The 23466-nt window shown below is 44.5% G+C and carries 23 protein-coding genes; 11 read left to right on the top strand and 12 right to left on the bottom strand.

Translation table 11 applies throughout. The features are described from left to right. Positions 1-12: 12 nt before the first annotated feature. Positions 13-945: a DUF3179 domain-containing protein gene (locus tag GT360_RS07575; RefSeq protein WP_164648282.1), complete on the bottom strand. Its 933-nt coding sequence runs from the start codon at positions 943-945 to the stop codon at positions 13-15. A gap of 221 nt (positions 946-1166) precedes the next feature. Between GT360_RS07575 and sbcB the strand changes: the two genes are divergently transcribed. From sbcB to cdd, 4 genes are all read left to right on the top strand, one after another. After that, positions 1167-2594: an exodeoxyribonuclease I gene (sbcB, locus tag GT360_RS07580; protein WP_164648283.1), complete on the top strand. Its 1428-nt coding sequence runs from the start codon at positions 1167-1169 to the stop codon at positions 2592-2594. A gap of 12 nt (positions 2595-2606) precedes the next feature. Beyond that, positions 2607-2984 carry a CidA/LrgA family protein gene (locus GT360_RS07585; RefSeq protein WP_338062477.1) on the top strand — a complete coding sequence of 126 codons (378 nt, stop codon included), beginning with the start codon at positions 2607-2609 and terminating at the stop codon, positions 2982-2984. 3 nt (positions 2985-2987) lie between these two features. Further along, on the top strand, positions 2988-3668 hold the full coding sequence (locus tag GT360_RS07590; RefSeq protein ID WP_164648284.1) for an LrgB family protein: 681 nt from the start codon (positions 2988-2990) through the stop codon (positions 3666-3668). A 141-nt stretch (positions 3669-3809) separates the two neighbouring features. Further along, on the top strand, positions 3810-4697 hold the full coding sequence (cdd, locus tag GT360_RS07595) for a cytidine deaminase (RefSeq protein WP_164648285.1): 888 nt from the start codon (positions 3810-3812) through the stop codon (positions 4695-4697). Positions 4698-5194: 497 nt separating this feature from the next. Here cdd and GT360_RS07600 read toward each other — a convergent pair whose 3' ends face one another. Both GT360_RS07600 and GT360_RS07605 read right to left on the bottom strand, forming a co-directional pair. After that, positions 5195-5671: a response regulator gene (locus tag GT360_RS07600; RefSeq protein ID WP_164648286.1), complete on the bottom strand. Its 477-nt coding sequence runs from the start codon at positions 5669-5671 to the stop codon at positions 5195-5197. Between the two features lie 16 nt (positions 5672-5687). After that, entirely contained in the window at positions 5688-7106 is a 1419-nt protein-coding gene (locus GT360_RS07605) for an SLC13 family permease (RefSeq protein WP_164648287.1), read from the bottom strand. Between the two features lie 261 nt (positions 7107-7367). Between GT360_RS07605 and purT the strand changes: the two genes are divergently transcribed. Continuing rightward, positions 7368-8543, top strand: coding sequence for a formate-dependent phosphoribosylglycinamide formyltransferase (gene purT, locus GT360_RS07610; RefSeq protein ID WP_164648288.1), 1176 nt, complete (start codon positions 7368-7370; stop codon positions 8541-8543). A gap of 79 nt (positions 8544-8622) precedes the next feature. Here the strand turns inward: purT and GT360_RS07615 are convergent, their stop codons facing one another. From GT360_RS07615 to ihfA, 3 genes are all read right to left on the bottom strand, one after another. Beyond that, positions 8623-10026 (bottom strand): cytochrome c peroxidase, encoded by a 1404-nt coding sequence (locus GT360_RS07615; protein WP_164648289.1) that lies wholly within the window; start codon positions 10024-10026, stop codon positions 8623-8625. Positions 10027-10341: 315 nt separating this feature from the next. Beyond that, on the bottom strand, positions 10342-10998 hold the full coding sequence (locus tag GT360_RS07620; protein ID WP_164648290.1) for a thiopurine S-methyltransferase: 657 nt from the start codon (positions 10996-10998) through the stop codon (positions 10342-10344). A gap of 156 nt (positions 10999-11154) precedes the next feature. Continuing rightward, positions 11155-11451 carry an integration host factor subunit alpha gene (gene ihfA / locus GT360_RS07625; protein ID WP_164648291.1) on the bottom strand — a complete coding sequence of 99 codons (297 nt, stop codon included), beginning with the start codon at positions 11449-11451 and terminating at the stop codon, positions 11155-11157. A gap of 547 nt (positions 11452-11998) precedes the next feature. On the opposite strand from ihfA, the gene GT360_RS07630 reads away from it, so the two are divergent. From GT360_RS07630 to GT360_RS07650, 5 genes are all read left to right on the top strand, one after another. After that, the gene (locus tag GT360_RS07630) at positions 11999-13303 is read left to right on the top strand and encodes a TolC family outer membrane protein (protein ID WP_476718527.1); all 1305 of its coding nucleotides are present in this window, start codon (positions 11999-12001) and stop codon (positions 13301-13303) included. Between the two features lies 1 nt (position 13304). Beyond that, positions 13305-13949, top strand: a complete 645-nt coding sequence (locus GT360_RS07635; protein ID WP_164648292.1) for an OmpA family protein — start codon at positions 13305-13307, stop codon at positions 13947-13949. A gap of 142 nt (positions 13950-14091) precedes the next feature. Continuing rightward, a complete protein-coding gene (locus tag GT360_RS07640; RefSeq protein ID WP_164648293.1) occupies positions 14092-14442 on the top strand; it encodes a DUF2750 domain-containing protein in 351 nt (116 codons plus the stop codon). A gap of 111 nt (positions 14443-14553) precedes the next feature. After that, the gene (locus GT360_RS07645) at positions 14554-16017 is read left to right on the top strand and encodes an ATP-binding cassette domain-containing protein (protein WP_164648294.1); all 1464 of its coding nucleotides are present in this window, start codon (positions 14554-14556) and stop codon (positions 16015-16017) included. A 19-nt stretch (positions 16018-16036) separates the two neighbouring features. Continuing rightward, on the top strand, positions 16037-16834 hold the full coding sequence (locus GT360_RS07650) for a Cof-type HAD-IIB family hydrolase (RefSeq protein WP_164649617.1): 798 nt from the start codon (positions 16037-16039) through the stop codon (positions 16832-16834). Between the two features lie 54 nt (positions 16835-16888). Here the strand turns inward: GT360_RS07650 and queC are convergent, their stop codons facing one another. From queC to GT360_RS07675, 5 genes are all read right to left on the bottom strand, one after another. Further along, on the bottom strand, positions 16889-17572 hold the full coding sequence (gene queC, locus GT360_RS07655; protein WP_164648295.1) for a 7-cyano-7-deazaguanine synthase QueC: 684 nt from the start codon (positions 17570-17572) through the stop codon (positions 16889-16891). 10 nt (positions 17573-17582) lie between these two features. Continuing rightward, positions 17583-18251 (bottom strand): 7-carboxy-7-deazaguanine synthase QueE, encoded by a 669-nt coding sequence (gene queE / locus GT360_RS07660; RefSeq protein WP_164648296.1) that lies wholly within the window; start codon positions 18249-18251, stop codon positions 17583-17585. A 77-nt stretch (positions 18252-18328) separates the two neighbouring features. Continuing rightward, positions 18329-19750 carry a bifunctional NUDIX hydrolase/phosphatase PAP2 family protein gene (locus tag GT360_RS07665; RefSeq protein WP_164648297.1) on the bottom strand — a complete coding sequence of 474 codons (1422 nt, stop codon included), beginning with the start codon at positions 19748-19750 and terminating at the stop codon, positions 18329-18331. 21 nt (positions 19751-19771) lie between these two features. After that, on the bottom strand, positions 19772-20260 hold the full coding sequence (locus GT360_RS07670; protein ID WP_164648298.1) for a GNAT family N-acetyltransferase: 489 nt from the start codon (positions 20258-20260) through the stop codon (positions 19772-19774). Then, the gene (locus GT360_RS07675; protein WP_164648299.1) at positions 20244-20714 is read right to left on the bottom strand and encodes an ATP-binding protein; all 471 of its coding nucleotides are present in this window, start codon (positions 20712-20714) and stop codon (positions 20244-20246) included. The genes GT360_RS07670 and GT360_RS07675 overlap by 17 nt, the downstream gene beginning before the upstream one ends. A 123-nt stretch (positions 20715-20837) precedes the next feature. On the opposite strand from GT360_RS07675, the gene metA reads away from it, so the two are divergent. Next, entirely contained in the window at positions 20838-21779 is a 942-nt protein-coding gene (gene metA / locus GT360_RS07680; protein WP_164648300.1) for a homoserine O-acetyltransferase MetA, read from the top strand. A 50-nt stretch (positions 21780-21829) separates the two neighbouring features. On the opposite strand, the gene GT360_RS07685 is transcribed toward metA, so the two are convergent. After that, positions 21830-23407 (bottom strand): BCCT family transporter, encoded by a 1578-nt coding sequence (locus GT360_RS07685; protein WP_164648301.1) that lies wholly within the window; start codon positions 23405-23407, stop codon positions 21830-21832. Positions 23408-23466 lie beyond the last annotated feature (59 nt).

A 23466-nucleotide genomic window follows, 5' to 3' on the forward strand; every position in this document is an offset into this window, starting at 1 on the left:
TCGTAGACCACATCAAGGTCGGTACACTTCGGTTTCTGGGTGAAATACATGCCAGGCAAACCAATAGAGTAAAGTGCTGGAAACTAAAGTGCCCTGCTCGTCTGTCACCCACGCCGACAGGTTTTCTTCATCCCAGTGAATCGTGAGCGTAACGCCTTCAAACACATACTTAAAGTTGGATTCCCCTTTAAGGCGAAGCTCTTTAAATGGAAAAGCAATTGCCCTATTTTCTCCCTTCAAGCCCAATACGGTCTCTTTCATTGAATAAGACATAGGGGTTGTTTCTGATATTGGAAAATACAAATGTGGCTTATCACTATAACCGGCATAGGGATCATGAGAATAATCCCTTAGAAAGCCAGTATCTGTCGACAGCACCTTAGTATTAGGGTGGTCTTCAATCCACTGGGACCAACGTGTCAATTTTAATGGATACTGAATTAGGTTTTGGCCAGATAAGGGGCCACTCACGGCCGATCCACGAATTTGAGACCAAAGTGACTCGGTTTGATGGTCATACATAAGAACATCAGAGTTGTAGAGTAAGCCTGAAACACCAAATGTTTTCTTCTGCTCTCCAAACCCGGCTAGAAAACCCATGCCTGAGCCACAAAGTGGACAATATGAAATCATAAACTGTTGGCCCTCAATCTCATCATTCACAATTTCATGCCAATTCAGTATTTTGATGGGGTATGCTTTTGTCATCCCACTGAACTCGATTCCAAGAACGACATCAGTATCTTGCATGAAATGGGCTTGTGTTCCGTCAACAAACTTGGGTTCTAATATGGCTGGTATGCCGTCCCTTCCAGGGCCTCCAGGTAATATTTCAGACTGGGAGATAGTGAGATTTGAAAGTTCAAAACCATTCGGTGTGTACGCAAATGCTGTTGAAGAAACGAACAACAATAGCGTCAGCATAAGATTGACAGCTAAATTCATCGTGCGACTCTTTAAAAGTGACTATGGTTAATTAGACCCGATATCACCCATTTACATTTCAATTGAGTAAATCTTAGACAGCCGATGTGCTGAGGCGTAAGTGATGTTTATTGAAAACCAAATCTTTTTTGAATATCACTTGCTTGAGTAATGGAAAGTGTCGGATACTTCCATCAGATATAAGCCCTTGAAATAATAAATTTCGAGCACTGGAAGACACTATGCCCGCAGATAACCAACCGACTTTTTTCTTCTTCGACTACGAAACTTGGGGCACTAGCCCTGCTCTTGACAGACCGAGTCAATTTGCCGGTGTCCGTACCGATGAAAACTTTAACATCATCGGTGAGCCACTGGTTATCTATTGTCAGTTGCCATCCGACTATCTGCCCTCTCCTGAAGCTGCGCTGATCACAGGCATCACACCGCAAAAGGCAAATGCTGAGGGACTTCCAGAGCCTGAGTTCATCCGCCGTATTCATGAAGAATTGTCTAAACCGAACACAACAAGCTTAGGCTACAACAGTATTCGTTTCGATGACGAAGTGACACGTCATACCTGTTACCGTAACTTTCTAGACCCATACGCATGGAGTTGGCAAAACGGTAATTCTCGTTGGGACTTGCTTGATGTGATGCGAGCTTGTCATGCCCTTCGTCCTGACGGAATCAATTGGCCTGAAAATGACGAAGGCTACCCAAGCTTTAAACTTGAACATCTTTCAGTTGCCAATGGCATCGAACATAGCAACGCCCACGATGCGATGGCTGATGTGATTGCGACGATTGAGATGGCGAAAAAAATAAAAACGGCGCAACCCAAGTTATTCGACTTTTTCTTGCAATATCGTCACAAGCGTAAGCTCAATGAGCTTATTGATATCGTTGAGATGAAACCATTGATGCACGTTAGCGGCATGCTGGGACGTGATTGTCAGTACACCAGTTGGATTGTTCCGGTGGCATGGCACCCTACCAATAAAAACGCCGTAATCGTGGTGGATTTAGCCCAGGATGTATCTCCGGTTCTTGAGATGGACTCAGACAGCTTAAGAGAGCGTTTATATACAAAACGTTCTGAACTTGCTGACGACGAATTGCCCGTTCCAATCAAGCTCATCCACCTCAATAAATGCCCTATTCTCGCACCAGCAAAAACACTGACTGCCGAAAATGCGGCAAATATCGGAATTAACCGCGAGCAGTGTCTTGCAAACCTCGCACTATTGAGACAGCATCCAGAAATTCGTGAAAAGCTGTTGTCGCTGTATCAGCAAGAACGTGACTATTCTGATGAGAATAAAGATGTTGATGCGATGCTCTACGATGGCTTCTTTAGCCCTGCAGATCGTGCCGCTATGGACATCATTCTTAGCCAACCACCTGAAGCGCTTGGCAGCTTAGACATCTCTTTTGATGATGGGCGAATTAAGCCGTTACTATTCCGCTATCGTGCTCGACATTATCCATGGACACTCACCGAAACAGAACAGCAACGTTGGATGAGTCATTGTCGCGACTACTTTGAGACTCGCTTACCCGACTACACACTCAACTTAGAAAACTTAGCGCATGAGCATGAGACTGATGAACACAAAATGCGCGTGTTGAAGTCGGTCTATGAGTACGTTTCTAAATTGGTTAGCTAGGAGCGCCACGTTGTGACATTGAAGTCTATTGCCAAAACAGGTTTTGAGTATATGCGCGCGTTTGCCATTATCGGGATCGCGCTCATGATAGGTATCGCGATGCAAACCTATTTGAGTATCTCAATACCTGGAAGTATTTTAGGCATGGCGGTGCTTTTTATTGGCCTCGCATCGGGGTTGGTTCCCGCGCATTGGGTACAGCCTGGCGCAAGCCTGTTCATTCGCCATATGATATTTTTGTTCGTTCCAATCAGTGTTGGGCTAATGGTGCATTTCGATTTGCTATTAGACAACCTTGTGGCGATCATTGCGAGTGTTGTCGCAGGCTCCGTGCTCGTGCTCATCATTATGAGTTACTGTATAGAAAAACTAGTCAGCAGGGATAGCTAAACGATGTGGTTCATCATTACACTCATGGTCTTTATCATCGTGCGCAAAGTTTGTGGGATTATTCGATCGCCACTGTTTAACCCTCTTTTGGTTAGCCTTGCCGTTCTTATCCCATTATTAGTTACCCTAAACGTCTCTTATGAGACCTACTATGCCGACAATCAATGGGTGACTTGGCTACTACAACCCGCAGTCGTCGCCCTAGCCTATCCTCTGTACGAGCAGTTGCCGCAGATACGTCGCAACTGGAAGCTCATTCTTGTTAGCTGCACCCTTGGCAGTGTGCTGAGTATGTTATCTACCGTTTTATTCGCATTGCTGTTAGACGTTGACTTTGAATTACTTGCTAGCTTAATGGGTAAGTCAGTAACGACCCCTATCGCGATGGAAATAGCGAGTTTCTTAGGTGGAGTCCCTGCTATTGCCGCCATTATGGTGCTTATCGCAGGCCTTGTGGGTGCTATTCTTGCTTATCCTATCTATCGCCTATTCAATATCAAAAGCCCTATATCTCGGGGCTTAACGATGGGGTGTGTCTCTCACGCACTTGGCACGGCAACGAGTGCTGAAAAAAACACTCAAGATGCCGCCTTCAGTTCTCTTTCACTGGTGATCTGTGGCGTTGTCACGTCCATCGCAGCACCAATTATTATGAGCACCGTCATCTGGCTAACAACTCAGTAACTCACGCCCGCCATTTTACGTGATCGCGATCACTTATTTTATGCAAATGAAATTTGAGCAATCACATTTGAGTGATTACGATCACTGTAATCTTGAATGTACTATCTACAATAAAACAATCATTGTTTTCGAGGATGAATTATGTCAACTCGTTTTGAACAGGCTCTATCACAAATTCCAGAGCCTCAACGTCATGTCTTCGAAGCGCTATTTTGTAGCGATTCGTTTTCTGGAGCCATTACTTCAGTGCAGTTCGATGAACTGCTACAAAAAACCAAAATGGAAAAGAGTGAGTTAAAGGTAGCACTATTGCCTTTCGCTGCTGCCTATTCATACGCACCAATCTCCGAATTTTTTGTGGGCGCGATTGTACAAGGCAACTCGGGTGACCTGTACTTTGGTGCAAATATGGAAATTCTCGGTGCGCAGCTTGCTCAAACAGTCCATGCTGAGCAGTCTGCTATCAGCCACGCGTGGATGAAAGGTGAATCTGGGCTAACAGACATTACGATAAACTACAGCCCTTGCGGCCACTGTCGCCAGTTCATGAATGAGCTATCCACGGCACAAACTCTGACAGTTCAATTGCCGCAACGCGATGCGATGTCGCTACAAGAGTATTTACCGGAGTCTTTCGGCCCTTCTGACTTGGGAATCCAATCAGGATTGATGACACCTGTCGATCATGGCTACCAACTTGAAGATGTCGATAGCTTGGTGAAAGCTGCTGTTGACGCATTGAACCGAAGCCATGCTCCATATACCAAGAACTTGAGTGGTGTAGCAATCGAAGTTGCAGACGGTCGTGTGTTTAAGGGGGCTTACGCTGAAAACGCAGCGTTTAACCCTAGCCTCCCTCCACTTCAAGTAGCTATTGTTCAGTTGCTGATTGCTGGTTTATCTCTAACAGATATAAGAGCAGCAGCGCTTGTGGAACTATCAAGTGGAAAAATCAGTCATCTACCTGAGACTCAATCGACGCTAGAAACGATCAACCCTGAAATTACGGTTGAATACGCTTCAATCTGAAACATTGAGTACTAAAGAAACAACAAAAGCGCAACGAGGTGAAAACTCATTGCGCTTTTTTGTTGTTATTAAGAGTCAATCTCTAAATTAGATTTCTCGAACGAACGTGATCGCGTAAAAATGTTTGTAGAGGTGGCGCATCATCGTTGGAGTCGGGTCTCCCTCCAGAAGCCCTTTCGCTTCCATAAGGCGTTCCATACTCACGCGGGTTTGGCTTAGCGGAGAGCCTTTTTCGTTTCTTCGGTTTAATGAACTGATTTAATGAGTTTTGCATGATGTTCTCGCATAACCCTATTCCATCAGGTATTCGCCTTCCATGTGGTACCAATAGATTTTTGCAACACGCTTTCTAAATGACGCATGTTTTTGTTTTCTATCAGCGTATGAAAACCAGGCTCGACCGGATAGGTCATTTCATGACATTTTAATCTTGGAGCAAAAATAAAGGGCTTGGATTTGATTCCAAGCCCTTCAATTAAGGGAACAACATTGACCAACTAGCCCTTCATTCTCTCGAACACCGTCTGCGGGTCTAAATACTCAATCATGGGTAGGTGGTCTAACTTATGATCAAATACATAATGGGTCGCGAGAACCCTTACGGTATCCACCAATCTTTGCGCGTCCCAAGGCTTTTCAAAATAGTGGCCGACGCCCGCCTCGTTGATCGCTTGAATCGTGTCACTGTGTGTTGCTTGTCCTGTTAGCAATACCTTTTTAGTATCGACAAAACGACTGTCTGTATGAATCTCCTTCAGTAGCTCAACACCTGTTTTATCTGGCATTACATGGTCAGATACGACAACAGCAACGTAGTGCCCCTCCGCATCGAGATCTTCCATCAAATCGAATGCTTCATCAGCAGATTCGCAATCCTCAACTCTGAGCCAGTCATTGAGTGGGGCTAAGTCTGCAACCACAGCGCTCAGCACTTCACGTTGGTCATCAACACAAATTACATACAATGCTTCCATCTTAATCCTCCATGAACTACTGAATAAAGCCAATGATGTTTAGCATCCACACCATTACAAAGCTTAAAGCAACACCGATCACACCTAAGATAACTCCGACACGTGCCATCTGCTTTGTATTAACAAAACCTGTTGCGTGCGCCAAAGCATTTGGCGGAGTACTAATCGGCAAAGACATACCCAATGAAGCTGCAAACGTCACAACCAAAATCAAGGTCATAATGCCACCCAGCGGGACGAGCCCCTCCATCGACATACCAAGCGCAGCCATGATTGGCATTAACAAGTTAGCCGTTGCCGTATGCGACATAAAGTTTGCCATTAACAAACAAAGTGCTGCCGCTCCAAGGAGCACAGCGTAAGGAGAAAGCATCCCAAATGGAATACTCCCAACAACCAACTTGGCGAGTCCCGTTTTATCAAGCGCCAATCCAAGTGCGATACCACCAGACACCAACCAGAGCACATCCCAAGAGATCCCTTTTAGATCTTCCTTGTTAATGATGCCTGTCATTGAAAATACAGCGACCGGTATAAGCGCAACAGTATATGAGTTCATTCCATGCGCAGAGCCCATTAACCACAATAAGATAGTCAGGCCAAAGGTTATGTAAACCGTGATCGCCTTCGGTGTTTTAAGAAACTTGCCCTTGATATCGAGGTTAACAGTCGCTTGGTCGGATGGATACAACTTGCACATCAAAACCCAAGCAATAGCCATCATCACAACCACAAAAGGAATCCCAAATGCCATCCACTCTCCAAACGTAATTGAGTGCTCATCTACTAAGTATTTGAGTGCGATCGCATTAGGGGGGGTGCCTATCGGTGTGCCGATACCACCAATGTTTGCTGCTACCGGAATACAGAGCGCCAGCGCAATTCGTCCTTTGTCTTCGTGACCAAATACGGCGATAACCGGTGCTAAAATAGAGAGCATCATCGCGGTCGTCGCCGTGTTAGACATAAACATAGAGAAAATGCCAGTAATGAGCATCAAACCAAGCATCACATACTTAGGTTGGTTACCAAAAGGTTTGAGCATGACACGTGCAAGGTTTACATCTAGACGATATTTCGTCGCTGCCATTGCCAAGAAGAAACCACCGAGGAATAGCATAATGATTGGGCTAGAAAACGTGGCCATTAAGTCCTGATGGGACAATACTTCCCCAAACTCAGGTTGCCCCGCTCCGCTTCTAAACCACAAGATCCCTTTGTCGGATAGAAGTAGCAATTCAAGTACGATAACAACCACTGAGGTCGCGTAAATCGGGATAGGCTCGAAGACCCAACATAGAGCAGCGAGAAAGAAGATCGCAATCACGCGTTGTTGAATAACCGTTAGTCCATCAAAAGGAAAAGCACTCGTTGGTAGCAATAGGATGACCAACGGGATCACTAGCGGAATAACGAACTTTAACGACAGTTTCATAATGTCTTTAATTCCATTTAAGCGGTACCATAAACAAATAGTGTTCAGTTTCAATAACTAAACACTGAGCTGTTGTATTTTTACTCAATGTTACAAAGCATTACTTAGCGTTAGATCAATGAATAGTCAGACACTTAGCGTATTAAGCACAAAATTCCAGATACGCGCACCAACCATCACGCAAACGTTTGCTTTTAGTCAAATATCCAGTATCATCCGCACCCAATAATCATGTTCGCGAAAGCACTAAGAGGATTTTCTATGTTTGGTACTGCGACGGCTAAGAGTGCAACAAAAGTATTGCTACTCGGTTCTGGTGAATTAGGTAAAGAAGTGGCTATCGAATGCCAACGCCTTGGTTTTGAAGTGATTGCTTGTGATCGTTATGAGAACGCTCCAGCAATGCAAGTGGCTCACCGAAGTTATGCCATTGATATGTTGGACGGTGATGCGCTAGAAGCTCTGATTAAAAAAGAGCAACCAGATTACGTAGTGCCAGAGATTGAAGCGATTGCAACAGACAAACTTGTCGAGCTGGAAGAACAAGGTCTCAATGTTGTTCCAACCGCAAAAGCAACGAAACTGACGATGAATCGTGAAGGTATTCGCCGCCTTGCTGCTGAAGAGCTTGGGCTGACGACTTCTCCATATCAGTTTGCAGATGATTATGACTCTTTTGTAGCGGCTGTGAATCAAGTTGGCGTTCCATGCGTGTGTAAGCCAGTGATGAGCTCTTCAGGCAAAGGCCAAAGTGTGATTAAGACACTAGACGATGTCGATCGCGCTTGGGAATATGCTCAAGAAGGTGGTCGTACTGGTGCTGGTCGTGTGATTGTTGAAGGATTTATTGATTTTGATTACGAAATTACGCTACTGACAGTACGTGCAGTGGATGGTGTTCATTTCTGTGCTCCAATCGGTCACCGTCAAGAAGATGGTGATTACCGTGAATCTTGGCAGCCTCAAGCCATGTCAGATACCGCACTTAAAGCAGCGGAACATGCCGCAGAGCAAATTGTTAATGCCCTTGGTGGCTTTGGTATTTTTGGCGTCGAGCTATTCATCAAAGGTGACACTGTCATCTTTAACGAGGTTTCCCCTCGCCCACATGACACAGGCCTTGTCACGCTGATGTCACAAGACATGTCAGAGTTTGCTCTCCACGTGCGTGCCTTTACAAAGCAACCCGTCGCACAAATCACGCAATACGGCCCATCTGCTTCAGCCGTTATTCTCGGCCAAGGTCAATCACAAGACATTCAGTTCGATGGCCTGTCAGATGCAGTGAGCGCTCCACAAACTCAGCTACGTCTATTTGGTAAGCCAGACATCAATGGCCGCCGCCGTTTAGGTGTTGCTATCACGCGTCGTTCTGGTATTGAACAAGCAATCCAAGACGCTGTTGAAGCAGCAGGAAAAGTAAAAGTCATTTACTAACTTTTCATCACGTCCTATCCAAGTAAAAAGGTCTAGCAAAATTGCTAGACCTTTTTTAGTTCAACGCTTGATACCAATGTTAGCTAAGCGGTACGCCTTCGTACTCACCCGTTAAGGTCATCAAGAAAGCCTTAACGGCTTCAACTTCACTGTCTGACATTTCGACACCCACTTGATACTTACCCATGTAGAAAATGGCTTTTTCTAGAGTATCTGCGTAGCCATCATGGAAGTAAGGTTCTGTTAGTTCAATATTGCGTAGCGTTGGAACCTTAAACTTGTGCATATCTTCTTCATTCTGGGTAAAGTTGTAACGCCCAAAATCTGCCTCCGTTACATCCGTACCTCGGTATGCGAAGTAGTCGCCCTTCATGCCCATGGTTTCAAACGTTTCACCGCCAAGTGCTTCACCTGCGTGACAAGTCTGACAGTCATATTTCTTAAACAGCGCCAAACCGTGTTTCTCATGCTCGCTCATCGCATCGTCATCACCCATCATATATTGGTCAAAACGGCTGTTTGGTGTGACGAGAGTTTTCTCAAACTGAGCAATTGCGTGCGTGATCGTATCACCCGTCATTTCGCCATCGTAAGCATGTTTAAACATCGCGACGATTTCTGAATCTTCATTCAGTTTATCAATGATCTCTTGCCAATCGTTTGACCCCATCTCGATTGGGTTGAATGGTGGTCCACCAGCCTGCTCTTGAAGGTCAGCAGCGCGTCCATCCCAAAACTGTACTCTGTTGTAGACAGCGTTGAAAACCGTTGGCGCGTTGATTCCACCAACTTGCCCGTGAATCCCGACAGAGCCCACCATGCGATCGACACCACCAGTATCTAGACCATGACACGAAGCACATGAAACAGAATTGTCACCTGATAGCCTTACATCGTGATAGAGAACATTACCAAGTGCAACTTTGTCGGCATCGGTTTCAAACTGCGTATAGATAGGTTGTAATACTTTAGATTTGCGCTCTTCCGGTACGGGTGAATTCGCGTGACGCTCAGTGCGTTTTTCGCTGACCCATTCACGCAGTACTGTTTTATCATCATCACTCATACTGGCTGACCAGTGCATCGACAGATACAGCGCTGGCGGCATCGAATCATCATTAAGCACTTTTTCTAAGCGAGCCAAAGCGACTTCTGAAACAGGGTCATCCTGCTTAATGTCGTCAAGTAAAACACGCATATCAAAATGACGCATTGCAACACGTACGTCGGTTTGCATTAGCTGTTTTGCAATTGGCAACTGGGAGTAGAACGGCATGTCACTATTTGGTGTATGACAGTAACCACAGCCTTTTTCTGTGAGTACCTGCATCGCTTGATAATCAAGCGAACTCTTGTCTAAATGCTCGAACTCTTCCAACTGCTGCTCTGCCAATACTTGATCACTTTGACCAACAAAATAGACGGTGCCTAGATAAGCGGCCACACCTATCCCGATGGCGCCTGCGAGTGTTTTGATCTTCATTTTATATCCCCAATAACAATCTGGTTGTAAGCTATTGAAAATATGGGAACTATAACAATGAAATAGTGGAATTAAGTTTATCGAGAAAATCGATTAGTCGAGCATTTAACATTATTAGCCCGACTAATCAGTATCTTACGCATAGATGTTATAAATAGTGTACGATTGTTTTGAAACTATATCAGAGGGTTTATTGATACAAATCAAGTCGTTATGATAGAGCGATTCACTATACAATTTGAGTAAATTCGAAATTAAGACGCGCAATACCTGTCAAAGACTCGTATTGCGCGTACTCGAAATCAGCCTATCGACTTAGCAAGAGGGTTTAGTCAGCAACAAAACCGTCTCGGAAAAGTACGTTAGCCCTTTACCGGCGCGTTTAGGATGATTTTCGTCAGCGACATCTGTCGCTAAGCGATCAATCTGATAGCCTTTGAAGAGCGATTCTATTTCCCTTTCTAAAACACTGAACGGTGGTCCAGACATCTCGCTTTGATCATACTCCAGAGTCACCAACAGAATTCTTCCACCTGGTTTTAGCAAAGAGTCGATGCGTTTTGCGTAATCTGATCGCATCTCAATAGGCAGAGCGATAAGTGCTGCTCGATCATAAACGAGTTCAACAGGTTCTATGGGGGCGGAAAAGATATCACCTGTATAAATAGACAGTTCATCAAACTGGTACAGCTCATGTTGCCCCGACAGTGTGGTGACCATCGGAGTGTAAAAGTGCTCTGAGAAAAAGGCGCGTACCGCGATGTTACTTAACTCTACCCCTTGGACATCATCGTGTTTGCTCGCAAGCCAAACGAGGTCCTCGCTTTTTCCACACAAAGGGACAAAAACTTTATCTTCACGCTGTGGATTTAGTGCTTGCCAATGGGTTGTCAGTAATGGATTTACATCTTCCAAATGGAAGCCTATTTTGTTTGAGGCCCACTTGCTGTGCCAAAACTCTGGATCTTTCATTCTCTTACCGTGCTGCTTGTTGATTGCCGGTTATGATAAGTCAAAAACCCAATGAGTGGCTACCTCAGATAATCGACGAATTGAATGGTAATCTGCTCCACACTCCAGGCAATAAAAAAGCGACCACTCGGGTCGCTTTCTCATTTTGAGAGGGGCTTATCCATCAACCTTTATACTCTCGACGCGAGATTTCAGTTTTTGTCCCGGACGGAACGTAACCACACGTCTTGCTGAGATTGGAATGTCTTCGCCAGTTTTAGGATTTCGTCCTGGACGTTCATTCTTGTCGCGTAGGTCAAAATTACCAAAACCCGATAACTTTACCTGTTCGCCATTCTCAAGAGCCTTGCGAATTTCTTCAAAAAAGACTTCAACCGTTTCCTTGGCGTCCCGTTTGCTGTAATCCAGTTTCTCAAACAGGTTCTCTGCCAAATCGGCTTTAGTGAGCGCCATAAAACTTCCCTCAAAGCTGTGTTAACTCATCGCTGCATGTATGCAGCACCTTACTTTTGTTCAATCTTTCAATGACCTAGAGACCAAACTAGGGAAAGTGTAAGCCAAGCTTATGATTTTCGCCAACTTTTTAAATAATATTCGTTAAAAAATTATCAGCCGATCTCATCTTTCATTTTTAAAACGTTCAGGACTAGGCTCCTAACTATATAAATATCAGTAACTTAATCATAAATTAGCAACAGTGTACAAATGCTAATTGTCGCTAAGTGTCTGTGTTAGATTGCTTTAAAGATGCCAAGCAAAAGTGTGTAGAGCACAATCGAACTAAAGTTCACCTATTAGCCTGCTTAGAGTCACACATTTCTCAATTACGATAATCATTAACAAATCGTCATTTTTCACTACATTAACCTTTAAATTGATCATTCTTCAACTATCCTAAATAAGTAGTTGGTACAAATAACAAAAATCATGATTATCCGATACTTAGCTTAAACGATGATTGTTTAAGGTTACGCCTCAGAGGTGTCAAAGGAGATACAAGGTGAAGTGGAATACTAAATTAGCGCTAAGCATGATCGCACTTGCCACCAGTAGTACTCATGCTCAAACGTTAGAGCAAGCGGTAGCTCATACGATAAAAACGAATCCTAGCATCAAAGCCCAATACAACGAATTCATTAGTAAACGCTACCTTCGAGAGTCGTCTGGAGGTCAGTACCTACCGAGTATTGACCTAGACGCCGCGATCGGAACTCAAGATTTAGAGAGAGAAGCATGGGATTTTGGGGATTACACCGGTAATGAAGTCTCAATATCTTTAACACAGTTGCTGTGGGATGGTAACGCCACACTCAACGATATGGATCGCACTGCCGCCGATGCTGAATCGGTTCGCTTGCAATTGCTTGCTGATGCAGAAGATATCGCTTTGGAGGTTGCTAGAATATATCTCGACGCAACTCAAGCCTTTGAGCTTTTAGCGCTTTCAGAGGGTAACCTGAGAACCCATAAAAAGATCTACAGTGACATTAAAAAACGCGTAGATTCCGGTATTGGCTCTACCGCTGATTTGTCCCAAGTAGAAGCACGTGTCGCCAAGGCACATGGTAATCTGCTCGCTGCGCAAAACAACATGTATGATGTTCACACAGAGTTCACCAGAGTTGTTGGACAGGCACCACAAGGACTGATCTATCCCCGAGCAGATAACAATTTTATTCCACGTACGCTGCAGGATGCCATCGATATCGCATTTGAGGATCACCCTGTCATTCAAGTTAGCCACGCTGATGTAGACTCTGCCAAGTTTCAGTATAAACAGTCAAAAGGGGTAAACCTGCCCACTTTTACTATTGAAGCATCTCAAACATGGCGTGATGACATGGATGGTGTCATAGGAAGCGATGATGAAGCATCGATAATGCTGCGAATGCGATACAACCTTTATAATGGTGGTTCCGATGTTGCTAACCAAGACAATTTTGCACACCAACTTAACAAGGCAAAAGATTTAAGAGATAGCGCCTATCGTCAAGTCGAAGAAGGTCTACGACTCGCTTGGAGTGGTTTAGAATTGACCCAACAACAAAAGCTCTTCTTAGCGGATCACGTTGATTCAGCCTCCGCCACTGTTGTTGCCTATGAAAAGCAATACAAAATAGGCAAACGTACACTCCTTGATGTTCTCAATACGGAAAACGAATTATTTGAGGCTCGTAAAGAGTTTCTTGATGCTAAGTACGGCGAGCAATATGCGAAATATCGGATCCTTAACGCCACAGGTGTTTTGCTAGACTCGCTTCGCGTAGAGTCTCCTCAAGAGTGGCAAGAGAAGATGGAGTACTAATATGAAGACCAACCTACTTTCAGTCGCCATTTTAGGTGCTCTAATATCCAATCTTTCTTGGGCAGATGCCGTGTATTTTGAGAAAGATGCCGATGATGAGTATGACTATATTGACACGCCGGTTGCTAACCAGACCTTTGATCTCCTCGATGAGGATAGAGATGGCGTAATCAATGCCCGTGATATGTGCCCAGGCACACCCATTGGCGCTGAGATTAACAATGAAGGTTGCGGCACCATGTCTGCATCTCGCTCTCAAATGCAGATATACATCTTGTTTGCTAACGATTCAGACGTGATAAGTTCGCCGTTTATGAATCAAATACGCGACATGGCGATGTTCCTTAAAGACTTCCCGCAAACCTCAATCGAATTGAAAGGGTATACCAGTAAAGTGGGTAGCGACGAATACAATTTAGATTTATCTAAGCGTCGCGCGACTTCCGCCAAAGTTGCACTGAAAAAATACGGTATCACAGACGATCGCATTAGAATCGTTGGATTTGGTGAGTCTGAGCTCGTCGCTGAGGGTGATGAGGAGATCAGTCATGCACAAAACCGTCGTGTTGTTGCTACCGTCGTCGGGCTTGAAAATGTAGTGGATATGGAATGGGATATCTACACCACCCTGCCACGGAAACGCTAATTGAACTTTTTATAGTTAATGCTCCTTCGGGAGCATTTTTGTTTGGGGTAATTGTACACTTTGCGTATTCGCTTGATATTAAAAGTGCTATAGTGCGCACGTATTGAAGAATCATCTTCTAACTATTATTGAGAATTTCATAATGACAAAACTGACTGACAATATCGAAGCTAATCTAGACCTTTTCATCAGCGAAACAAAAGAGACCGCAAAAGTTTGGGGCTTACGCAATGAAGATGGTTGGCTTGCAGTAGATTCAACAGAATTTGAAAACTCAGAGGTGATGCCGTTTTGGTCTAACGAAGCAGATGCAAAACTTCATAACGTAGAAGAATGGGCCGATTTTGAAGTTCTAGAAATTCCACTGGATATCTTTGTTGAAGATTGGCTAATTACCCTTGACGAAGATGGCGTTCTCGTTGGTCCAAACTGGAATGACAAGCTAGAAGGTAAAGAAGTTGAGCCAGCAGATATGGCGAAAAAATACCTGTAAGGTCAATACCTGAACTTTTTCGAAGCCCAGAGATATCATGCTCTGGGCTTTTTGTTTCTATTGGTTCCAAAATACTGATATAACAATAGAAACCAATGGAGAACGTCACGTATGGAAATTTGTCTCAACAACGTCCAAATCAAATCTGATACTGCAACACTCATCATTGACCAATGGAAAGTAAACGACAGTGAAAGCTGGGCTCTTTTCTGCTGTGACAGTTCCCCACTCTCCTCTCTCATTGATGTCCTTACCGATGCAAACCATGACCTAGATGTTGATGGCGATGTGTTCTGTTCCCGAGACATAAAACAAGTCTCTCTTCGCGAACAGCAACTCTTGCTTGAGGAGGAAATCGCTAATGATGACACCGACTATCTTGATAGAGTTGACCACGGGCGCACCGTCCAGCACCTGGTGATGGAAAGTAGTGTTGATACCACCCGATATGAACAACTGATTAATGAACTCGACCTCACATCATTAACTGGTGTTGGATTTAGAGCTCTATCTACAGGGGAAAGCAGACGAGTTCTAATAGCAAAAGCGTTAGCTTCACAGCCCAGTGGCTTAATCTTAGTCGACCCCTTCGCCGGACTAGATCAAGAACATCGCGCCAGTCTAAAGGATTATTTGCACACTCAACATGCATCAATCCCCATCATTTGCTGCTTTTCTCGCTTTGAAGATATTCCAGACTGGGTCGACAAAATAGCACTGTTTGGTAATAACACGATACAGGACATATTCTCTGCTGATGAATGGCAGACTAATGACGTCGTCCAGAATTTGATCAATCAATCTCAGCGTCAAACCGAGCAAATTCAACAGGCACTTGCCAAGCATCGTCACAAGCCCGATTCAAACAGCACTCTATTCAAAATAGTCGATGGCCATGTTGCCTATTCAGACAAAACGATTTTCACTGGATTAAATTGGCAAATCGACACACACCAGCATTGGCAAGTCAAAGGCCCTAATGGTTGTGGAAAGAGCACATTGCTTGGCCTAATTTTTGGTGACCACCCGCAATGCTACAGCAACGACATCCATATTTTTGGCTATCAACGTGGAAGTGGAGAAACTATTTGGGAAATTAAGCAGCAAATTGGCATGGTATCTTCATCTTTGCATTTGCAATATCGTGTTAGTTGCTCAACGTTACAAGCCGTGATATCTGGGTATTATGATTCTATCGGGCTTTATTCACAGCCGACTAAAGAGCAAATCAAGTCAGCAAATGAATGGTTAGATATTCTCCACTTAAGTGAGCATAGTAATACACCGTTTAGGCAGCTTGATTATGCTCAACAGCGCTTGGTTTTGTTAGCGCGAGCACTCATCAAACAACCCAAGCTTCTGATTTTGGACGAACCCTATCAAGGCCTCGACTACCTTGGTAGAACACTCTTTATGAATGCCGTTCAGTACTTAGTCAAGAACAGTCTCTGCCAAGTCCTTTACGTCTCTCATTACGATGAGGATAAAATAGAGGGTATTAACAATATTCTTAGCTTTAGTTTCAATGAAACACTAAAATGCTACCAAGCGACAATCAGTCAATTCGATGACTAAAACAACTCTAGAGCATAACATGCAAAAGCCTGATATTAGATTCGTGGCGTCAGATATGGACGGCACGCTCCTAGACCAGTACGGTCGTCTTCACCCTGAAACCTTCAATATCATTCAGCAACTTTCTCAAAAGGGTATCCTCTTCTCTGCAGCTTCAGGTCGTCAATATCACAGCCTGCAAGACACCTTTGCGCCAGTCAAAGACGAGATACTTTATATCGCTGAGAATGGTACGCTTGTGATGTATCAAGATAAGGAACTCTATAGTTGCACCATGCCTAAGCATGAAATTGTCGATATCGTTCATGCAGCGAGAAGTATCAAAGGCGCATACATTGTTCTTTGCGGCAAACGCTCCGCCTACATTGAGACGCAAGCACCTAAGGCACTAGACGAGATACAGAAGTATTATCACCAATGTGAGTATGTGACTGACCTATTAGACGTCGAGGACGACTTTATCAAAGTCGCTATTTGTCATTTCGACGGCACGGAAGAGTGGGTAAACCCAGTGATGTCTGAGAAATTCTCGAGCTCTCACCAAGTGGTTGTCAGTGCAAAGATTTGGCTGGATGTAATGAATGCCGAAGCGTCAAAAGGGGCTGCCATCACGCACTTACACAACACCATGAACTTTGGTCGGGAGCAATCAATGGCATTTGGGGATTACCTCAATGATCTCGAGATGCTGCAAGTTTGCGATTATTCTTATGCAATGGAGAACGCACACAACAAAGTGAAACAAGTCGCAAAATATACCGCGCCCAGTAATACCGAGTCAGGCGTAATTACGACCATTAAGTCACTGCTTCTTTAAACGAATAAGAGTCGCACTCAGCGACTCTTTTCTTTGGTGTGTGGAGTAAACGGGTTAGAGCTTAGCGTCTAACTCTTCCATCACTGTCGATTTGTTGTCTAGGTAGCTATGTAAGCCCTCTGAACGTAAATGACATGACGGGCAATCACCACAACCATCACCAATGACACCGTTGTAACAAGTCAATGTCTGCTCTCGAACCAATTGCAATGCATCGTACTTATCAGCAAGAGCCCATGTTTCTGCTTTATTAAGCCACATTAAAGGAGTAACAATCTCCAGTTGACGGTCCATACCCTTAACAAGCGCATCATTCATCGATTTGACGAACTCGTCACGGCAGTCAGGGTAGCCGGAAAAGTCAGTCTCACACACACCGGTGATAACCGCTTGTGCGCCAATCTGATAGGCGTAGATGCCCGCTAACGTAAGGAATAGGATATTGCGCCCAGGAACAAAAGAGTTTGGCAAGCCATTCTCTTGCAGCTCGTGAGACACTGGAATGTCATCGCGTGTGAGTGAGCTGATTGCTAACTCATTTAACAGGCCTACATCCATCACCTTATGAGCTTTAACACCCAATGAAGTCGCAAGTTTTTGAGCCACTTCAATTTCTAACTTATGACGTTGACCGTAATCAAACGTAATCGCGTGTACTTCATCATACTGTTTGAGGGCTTGTACTAAGCAAGTCGTAGAATCTTGTCCACCACTAAAAACGACAACGGCTTTTTTCATTTCCCTACCCCTATGCAATGCTTAAGTATTTGTGTGTCTGAATGGAGAGTCGCCAGTTTCTTTCAATACACGTATCAATACAGAGCTCTGTTGCTCTTGCTTTTTGACTAATCGGTTGTAGTGCGATGATCACATCAGAACGAAGCTCTACATCACTAATCAACTCATCCAGCTGTTCAATATCTTTGCTCGTTCCAACTGGGTGTTTGATCTCGTTGGCACGACGCAGAGCAGACTCTAGGACGGGCAGCTTGCCCTTCATAGCGATCTTGGGTGACACTGTCACGTAGGTGGCATCTGTGGTTCGGATCTCACTAGTTCCGCTCGTCTCAATCTGGCATTGACAACCCATCGCTTCAAAAGCTGATGCCAGTGGAACAAGATCATAGATACAAGGTTCACCGCCAGTGATCACAATGTGCTTTGCATTAAAGCCCTGCTGGCGATAGATAGCGACCAACTCTTCCGCGCTGGCCTTACACCACGTTTCTGAGTCCTGCTGCTTTGCGATGATTTCGCCAAAGTTTGTTTCGTGTTGCGGTTCTGCCAACCAAGTCTGCTTAGTGTCACACCAAGCACACCCAACAGGACACTCTTGCAGTCGAATAAAGACAGAAGGCACACCGGTAAAGCTGCCTTCCCCCTGAATCGTTTCGAAGATTTCGTTGAGCTTGTACAAGGCTCACTCCATTCATACTGAAATAATGCCCTGAAAGATAAAGGAGCGAGGATATAAGGTCAACTCACCAGGGCCTGTTAAGCCGATCTATTTTTTACTTTCAAGGCAATAAGCGATGGAATATAGATTAATGTCAAAATTAACGGCATGAAGGCAATTTCAACCATTAATGCCAGCAAAGCATGTGATGACACACGTTGGTGGAGGTATTCTGATAAGAAGTAACCGACAACGATAGCAAATAGACTCAAAACAGGGTTGATCTTCGCCTTTGCTAATGGGCGATTGCGAAATACCAACATAAGCAGTAATACCATCGCCGATACCGCTGCTACCTGCAGCAGTGACGTCGCATACCACTTAGAAGCAAAGACCGATGCGCACAGAGTTAACACACACCATGCCGTTTTGGTTTGTGTTATTTTCGCAAGCTGAGTGTTTTGCTGTACCGCTAATTTAAAGAAGTGTCTTGTAATTAAGCTACCCAAAAGAGCACCAAACACAATATCAGTAATGAAGACTTGATATTGTAAGAACATACCAAGACAGGCTAATGTCATTGCAGCCATGCTTAGGTAAAGAGTGACTCGATTAACAGAGACCAAATAGAGCAAGAATGTCGCGGTAGCGAAGAGTAATGCTGCCCGAACCGAAGGGAAACTCAAGCCAATGTTTTGCTCAGATATTAGGCCAAGAAATTGACCAGGGGCTGGCAAAGCAAAGCCAAACTTTGCCACCACCGCCATCAAAACAGTAATGAGTTGTATGAACAACAGCTTTTGAGTGAGTTGCACCCCACCTTTCCAACCCGCGATAATCAAGCTGAAACCTAGAGCTACGGGTGACAAAATAAGGTTACTCAGTACCACTATTCCACCCAAGAATGCTTTGAGTAACGTATACTTCTCACTCAGTGTTTGTAAGGCGCTTAGTATAAGAAACTCAACCCTTTGCCATGAGTTGCTGTGATCAATAAGGTTATCAACATATTCGATAGGATAAGATTGGGTTTCATGAACCCATTGAATAATGGCGGGCCACTGTTCTGGATAACGGTACTCATCAGGGTTAACCAACGGAGTTTCCACAGCCATGACATACCGTACCTCGATACCAAAATGAGGAGCAAACCACGCTGGCATCGATTTCCCTTTTAGCGCTTCACTGCTTGTAAAAGCTACCACTTTAGATTGCGGCACACACTCATAAACAACCGCAGTATCGGTAAACCCAAGTTTTCTTACCGGTTCAACAACCAGCCCAGCTTCTTCCCATGTTTCCCGCTGAGCTGTTAGCCGTGGGTCTTCTCCGTTTGATATGGTACCACCCGGAAGAGAGAGTTTTCGACTGAAAATCTCTTCAACCATCACAAGCTTGTTGTCAGCGTGAACAATACACAACGAACCTCGAACACCGGCAGGGAGCTTATCTTCCTGAGCTTGAGCAGCCGTTGGCGGAAAAACGGCACAAACCAACGCTATCCATAGCAATCGAATCAAAATTCACCTCTAATTAATGACTTAATTTTTTTCGGTCAATGGTTTCACCAAACAATGGATATGGTTTTCAAATCCAAATTGGCGATAAAAGCTTACCGCAGCCTGATTTTTGTCCCACACTTCCACAAACATAAATTTAGCACCATAGTCACGAAACTCGCACTCAATACGCTTCATTAAGGCTTGGGCAATACCCCCTTTTCTGTGTTGGACATCGACATACAACTCATCGGCGCTTCCCATTAACACAGGTTGGCTTACGGGAGATTGATACTGGCCAAAGTAGCCGGACACAAAACCCACAACATGGTCATCGCACATAGCGACATATACCAAACACTCGGGATGCTCAAGGTAGTGAGCAATTGACTTCTCTATATGCTCCGCTGGCTTAAATAGTTCCGGTGCGATTTGATGATGTTCATCATGTAGGTCATACATCATTTCATTGAGTTCTTCTAAATCATCAAAGCGAGCGGATCGAATGATGAAGTTACTTTGTTCTGACATCGGTTTGCTCATGAGTATAGAAAGTGTGTTTGACGAAATGTTTCCAACGCTTTGGGATGGAATACCACTTCCGCTCCATTGCCATGATCGTTGTCTCTGGCACATCATGGATAGAGTTAAAGCCGCCATTTACCTCGATAATTTCAATCTTCTTACCACACTGTTTTGCCATTTTTACGTACGGTTCAATTTCCCATTTTTGAACGAAAGTGTTCGAAACAATCACGCACTCTCCGCGACTCAGGGCATCTCGTGTCACTCGTTGACACCAGCCGTGAGCATCCAATAGCTGATTGACGTCGAACGTATATCTTCCCTGCTCATCGATGAAAAACATATCCGCTTCAAAGTGCTGACACCCAAGCTCTAGTGATAAATGTTGGGCCAAGGTTGATTTTCCAGCACCGGGTAAACCCCGAATTAATATTAGTGCGGCTCTATCTTGTTGATACATAGTCAGTCATAACAATAAGGATAACGAAATGATTTAGATAATATGTGATTTAGCTATCGACATAAATCACAGTTTGCGATAAGTTTGGATGTATAGACGTCCAAAAGCTTAGGGAGTAAAGCTGTGCCAATCAAGATACCTGACCAATTACCTGCCTCCGATGTACTGCGCAACGAAAACATTTTCGTTATGCCAGAGACGCGTGCCTCCACTCAGGAAATTCGTCCTCTCAAAGTTCTCATTTTAAACTTGATGCCCAAGAAGATTGAAACCGAGACGCAATTCTTAAGACTTTTATCCAACAGCCCACTTCAGGTGGATGTCGAACTACTGCGTATCGATAATAGACCGAGTAAGAATACCCCTGAAGAGCACTTGGATACCTTCTATCGCCAGTTTGAAATGGTAAAAGATCGTAATTTCGATGGTTTGATCATCACTGGTGCACCTCTAGGCCTTGTCCAATTTGAAGATGTGCTTTACTGGGAACACCTCCAAACCATCATGAACTGGGCAAAGCAACATGTCACATCTACGCTCTATGTTTGTTGGGCTGCTCAAGCTGGTCTTAAACTGCTTTACGATTTACCAAAACGAACGCGTAAAGAAAAGCTATCGGGTGTCTACCATCATGAAATTCACCACCCTTTCCATCCGATTTTGCGTGGTTTCGATGATACGTTCCTAGCACCACATTCACGTTATGCTGATTTCTCGCCGCAATATCTCGAAGAGCATACGGACTTAGACATCCTCGCGACCTCTGATGTTGCTGGCGTCTATTTGGCTGCTACCAAGGACAAACGAAATGTCTTTGTCACTGGTCACCCAGAGTACGATGCATTGACACTACACAATGAATACACCCGTGACCTCGGTGAAGGTATGGAGCCTGCGATTCCAGTTAACTACTATCCGAATAACTGCCCAGACAATAAGCCAAATGCAAGTTGGCGTAGCCACGGTCATTTGCTCTTCTCCAACTGGCTCAATTATTGTGTATATCAACAAACACCGTATGATCTTGACCAGTTTAGTGAAGCAAACTTCACAAAAGACGATTAATCAAAAAAGGGATGCCACTTGGCATCCCTTCTCAATCACAGAAAGAGAAGTTAACGATACTCTTTCTCTGTATTCATACCCATCAGCAAGCTCACACACATCGCCAACAGAACGAAAGTGAATGGCAACGCTGTTGAAATAGCGCCAGCTTGCAGTGCTTCGACTGCTTGGGTGCCACCGACCCAAAGTAGCGCTGCAGCAATCGCACCTTCCATAAACGCCCAGAAACAACGTTGCAAAACAGGCGCATCTACCTTACCACCAGCCGTAATACTGTCGATAACAAGCGAGCCTGAGTCAGATGAGGTAATAAAGAACACCATCACCAAAATAACCGCAATAATGGATAGCAGCGTACTCATAGGCAGGACATCAAACATTTCGAACATCGCCAGCGAAACGTCCGTTAGGCCTTTAGAGCCAAGTTGGCCAACGTTATTGATTACTTGATCGATCGCCATACCGCCAAATACGGACATCCAGATTAATGTTACTGTCGTCGGCACAATTAATACCGCTATCATAAACTCGCGAACTGTTCTGCCTCGCGAAACACGAGCGATAAACATACCAACGAATGGCGACCATGAAATCCACCAAGCCCAGTAAAATACAGTCCAACCGTGCATCCACAACTCATCTTCACGACCATGCGGGTTACTCAACGGAATGAAACTCTCCACGTAACCCATCAATGTTGTTGGCAGTGACCCCATCGACACAGCAAATCCAATCGCTGCAACCAAGAACAGAAGCAGAAACGCAACTATCATATTGATGTTACTGATGACCTTCACACCACCATCAATACCACGCAGTACTGAAACAACGGCAAGCAAAGTAACCACCGCAATTACGACAACTTGTAGCCCGAGCCCTGCTTCAAAACCAAACACATGTTGAATACCACTTGCCGCTTGTTTTGCTCCTAATCCCAATGAAGTTGCTAGACCAAACAAGGTCGCCAATACCGCTAAAATATCCACCACGTGACCCGGCCAACCCCAAGCGCGATCACCTAAAATTGGATAGAAAATCGAACGGATCGACAAAGGCAAACCTTTGTTGTACGTGAAGAACGCAAGGGATAGTGCCACTACACCATAGATAGCCCAAGGGTGAAGGCCCCAGTGATACATGGTTGCACCCAATGCCGCCTTAGCAGCCTCTGGCGTATTTGGCTCTACCGCTAACGGAGTTTCATACCAACCAGTAAAGTAAGCAACCGGCTCCGCCACACTCCAAAACATCAAGCCGATACCCATGCCCGCGGCAAACAGCATCGCTAGCCATGAGAAAAAGCTATAGTCTGCCGTTGCATCTTGACCACCTAAACGGATCTTACCGTAAGGGGTAACAATCAAAGCCAAACAAAACAGAACAAAAATGTTACCCGACCAGATGAACAGCCAGTCGAACGTGCCGATGATCTGCCACTTAATACCATCTAAGGCTGCCTTCGCGTCACCCGCATCCATCACCATCGCAGCAATAAGAAACAGAATGATAAAGCCAGCACTTACGCCAAAAACAGGATTATGGACATCAAAACCCCACTTCTGAACGTTATCTTGACCGACCGTATAGTCGGTACTGTCGATACTATATTTATCTATACCTTTAGTCATTTGACCCTCTACATTATCCATGCGAGACACGAGCTATTAAGCAACAGAATTATCGCTTA

Origin of the sequence: Vibrio astriarenae, from assembly GCF_010587385.1 — a bacterium.
Taxonomy (GTDB): domain Bacteria; phylum Pseudomonadota; class Gammaproteobacteria; order Enterobacterales; family Vibrionaceae; genus Vibrio; species Vibrio astriarenae.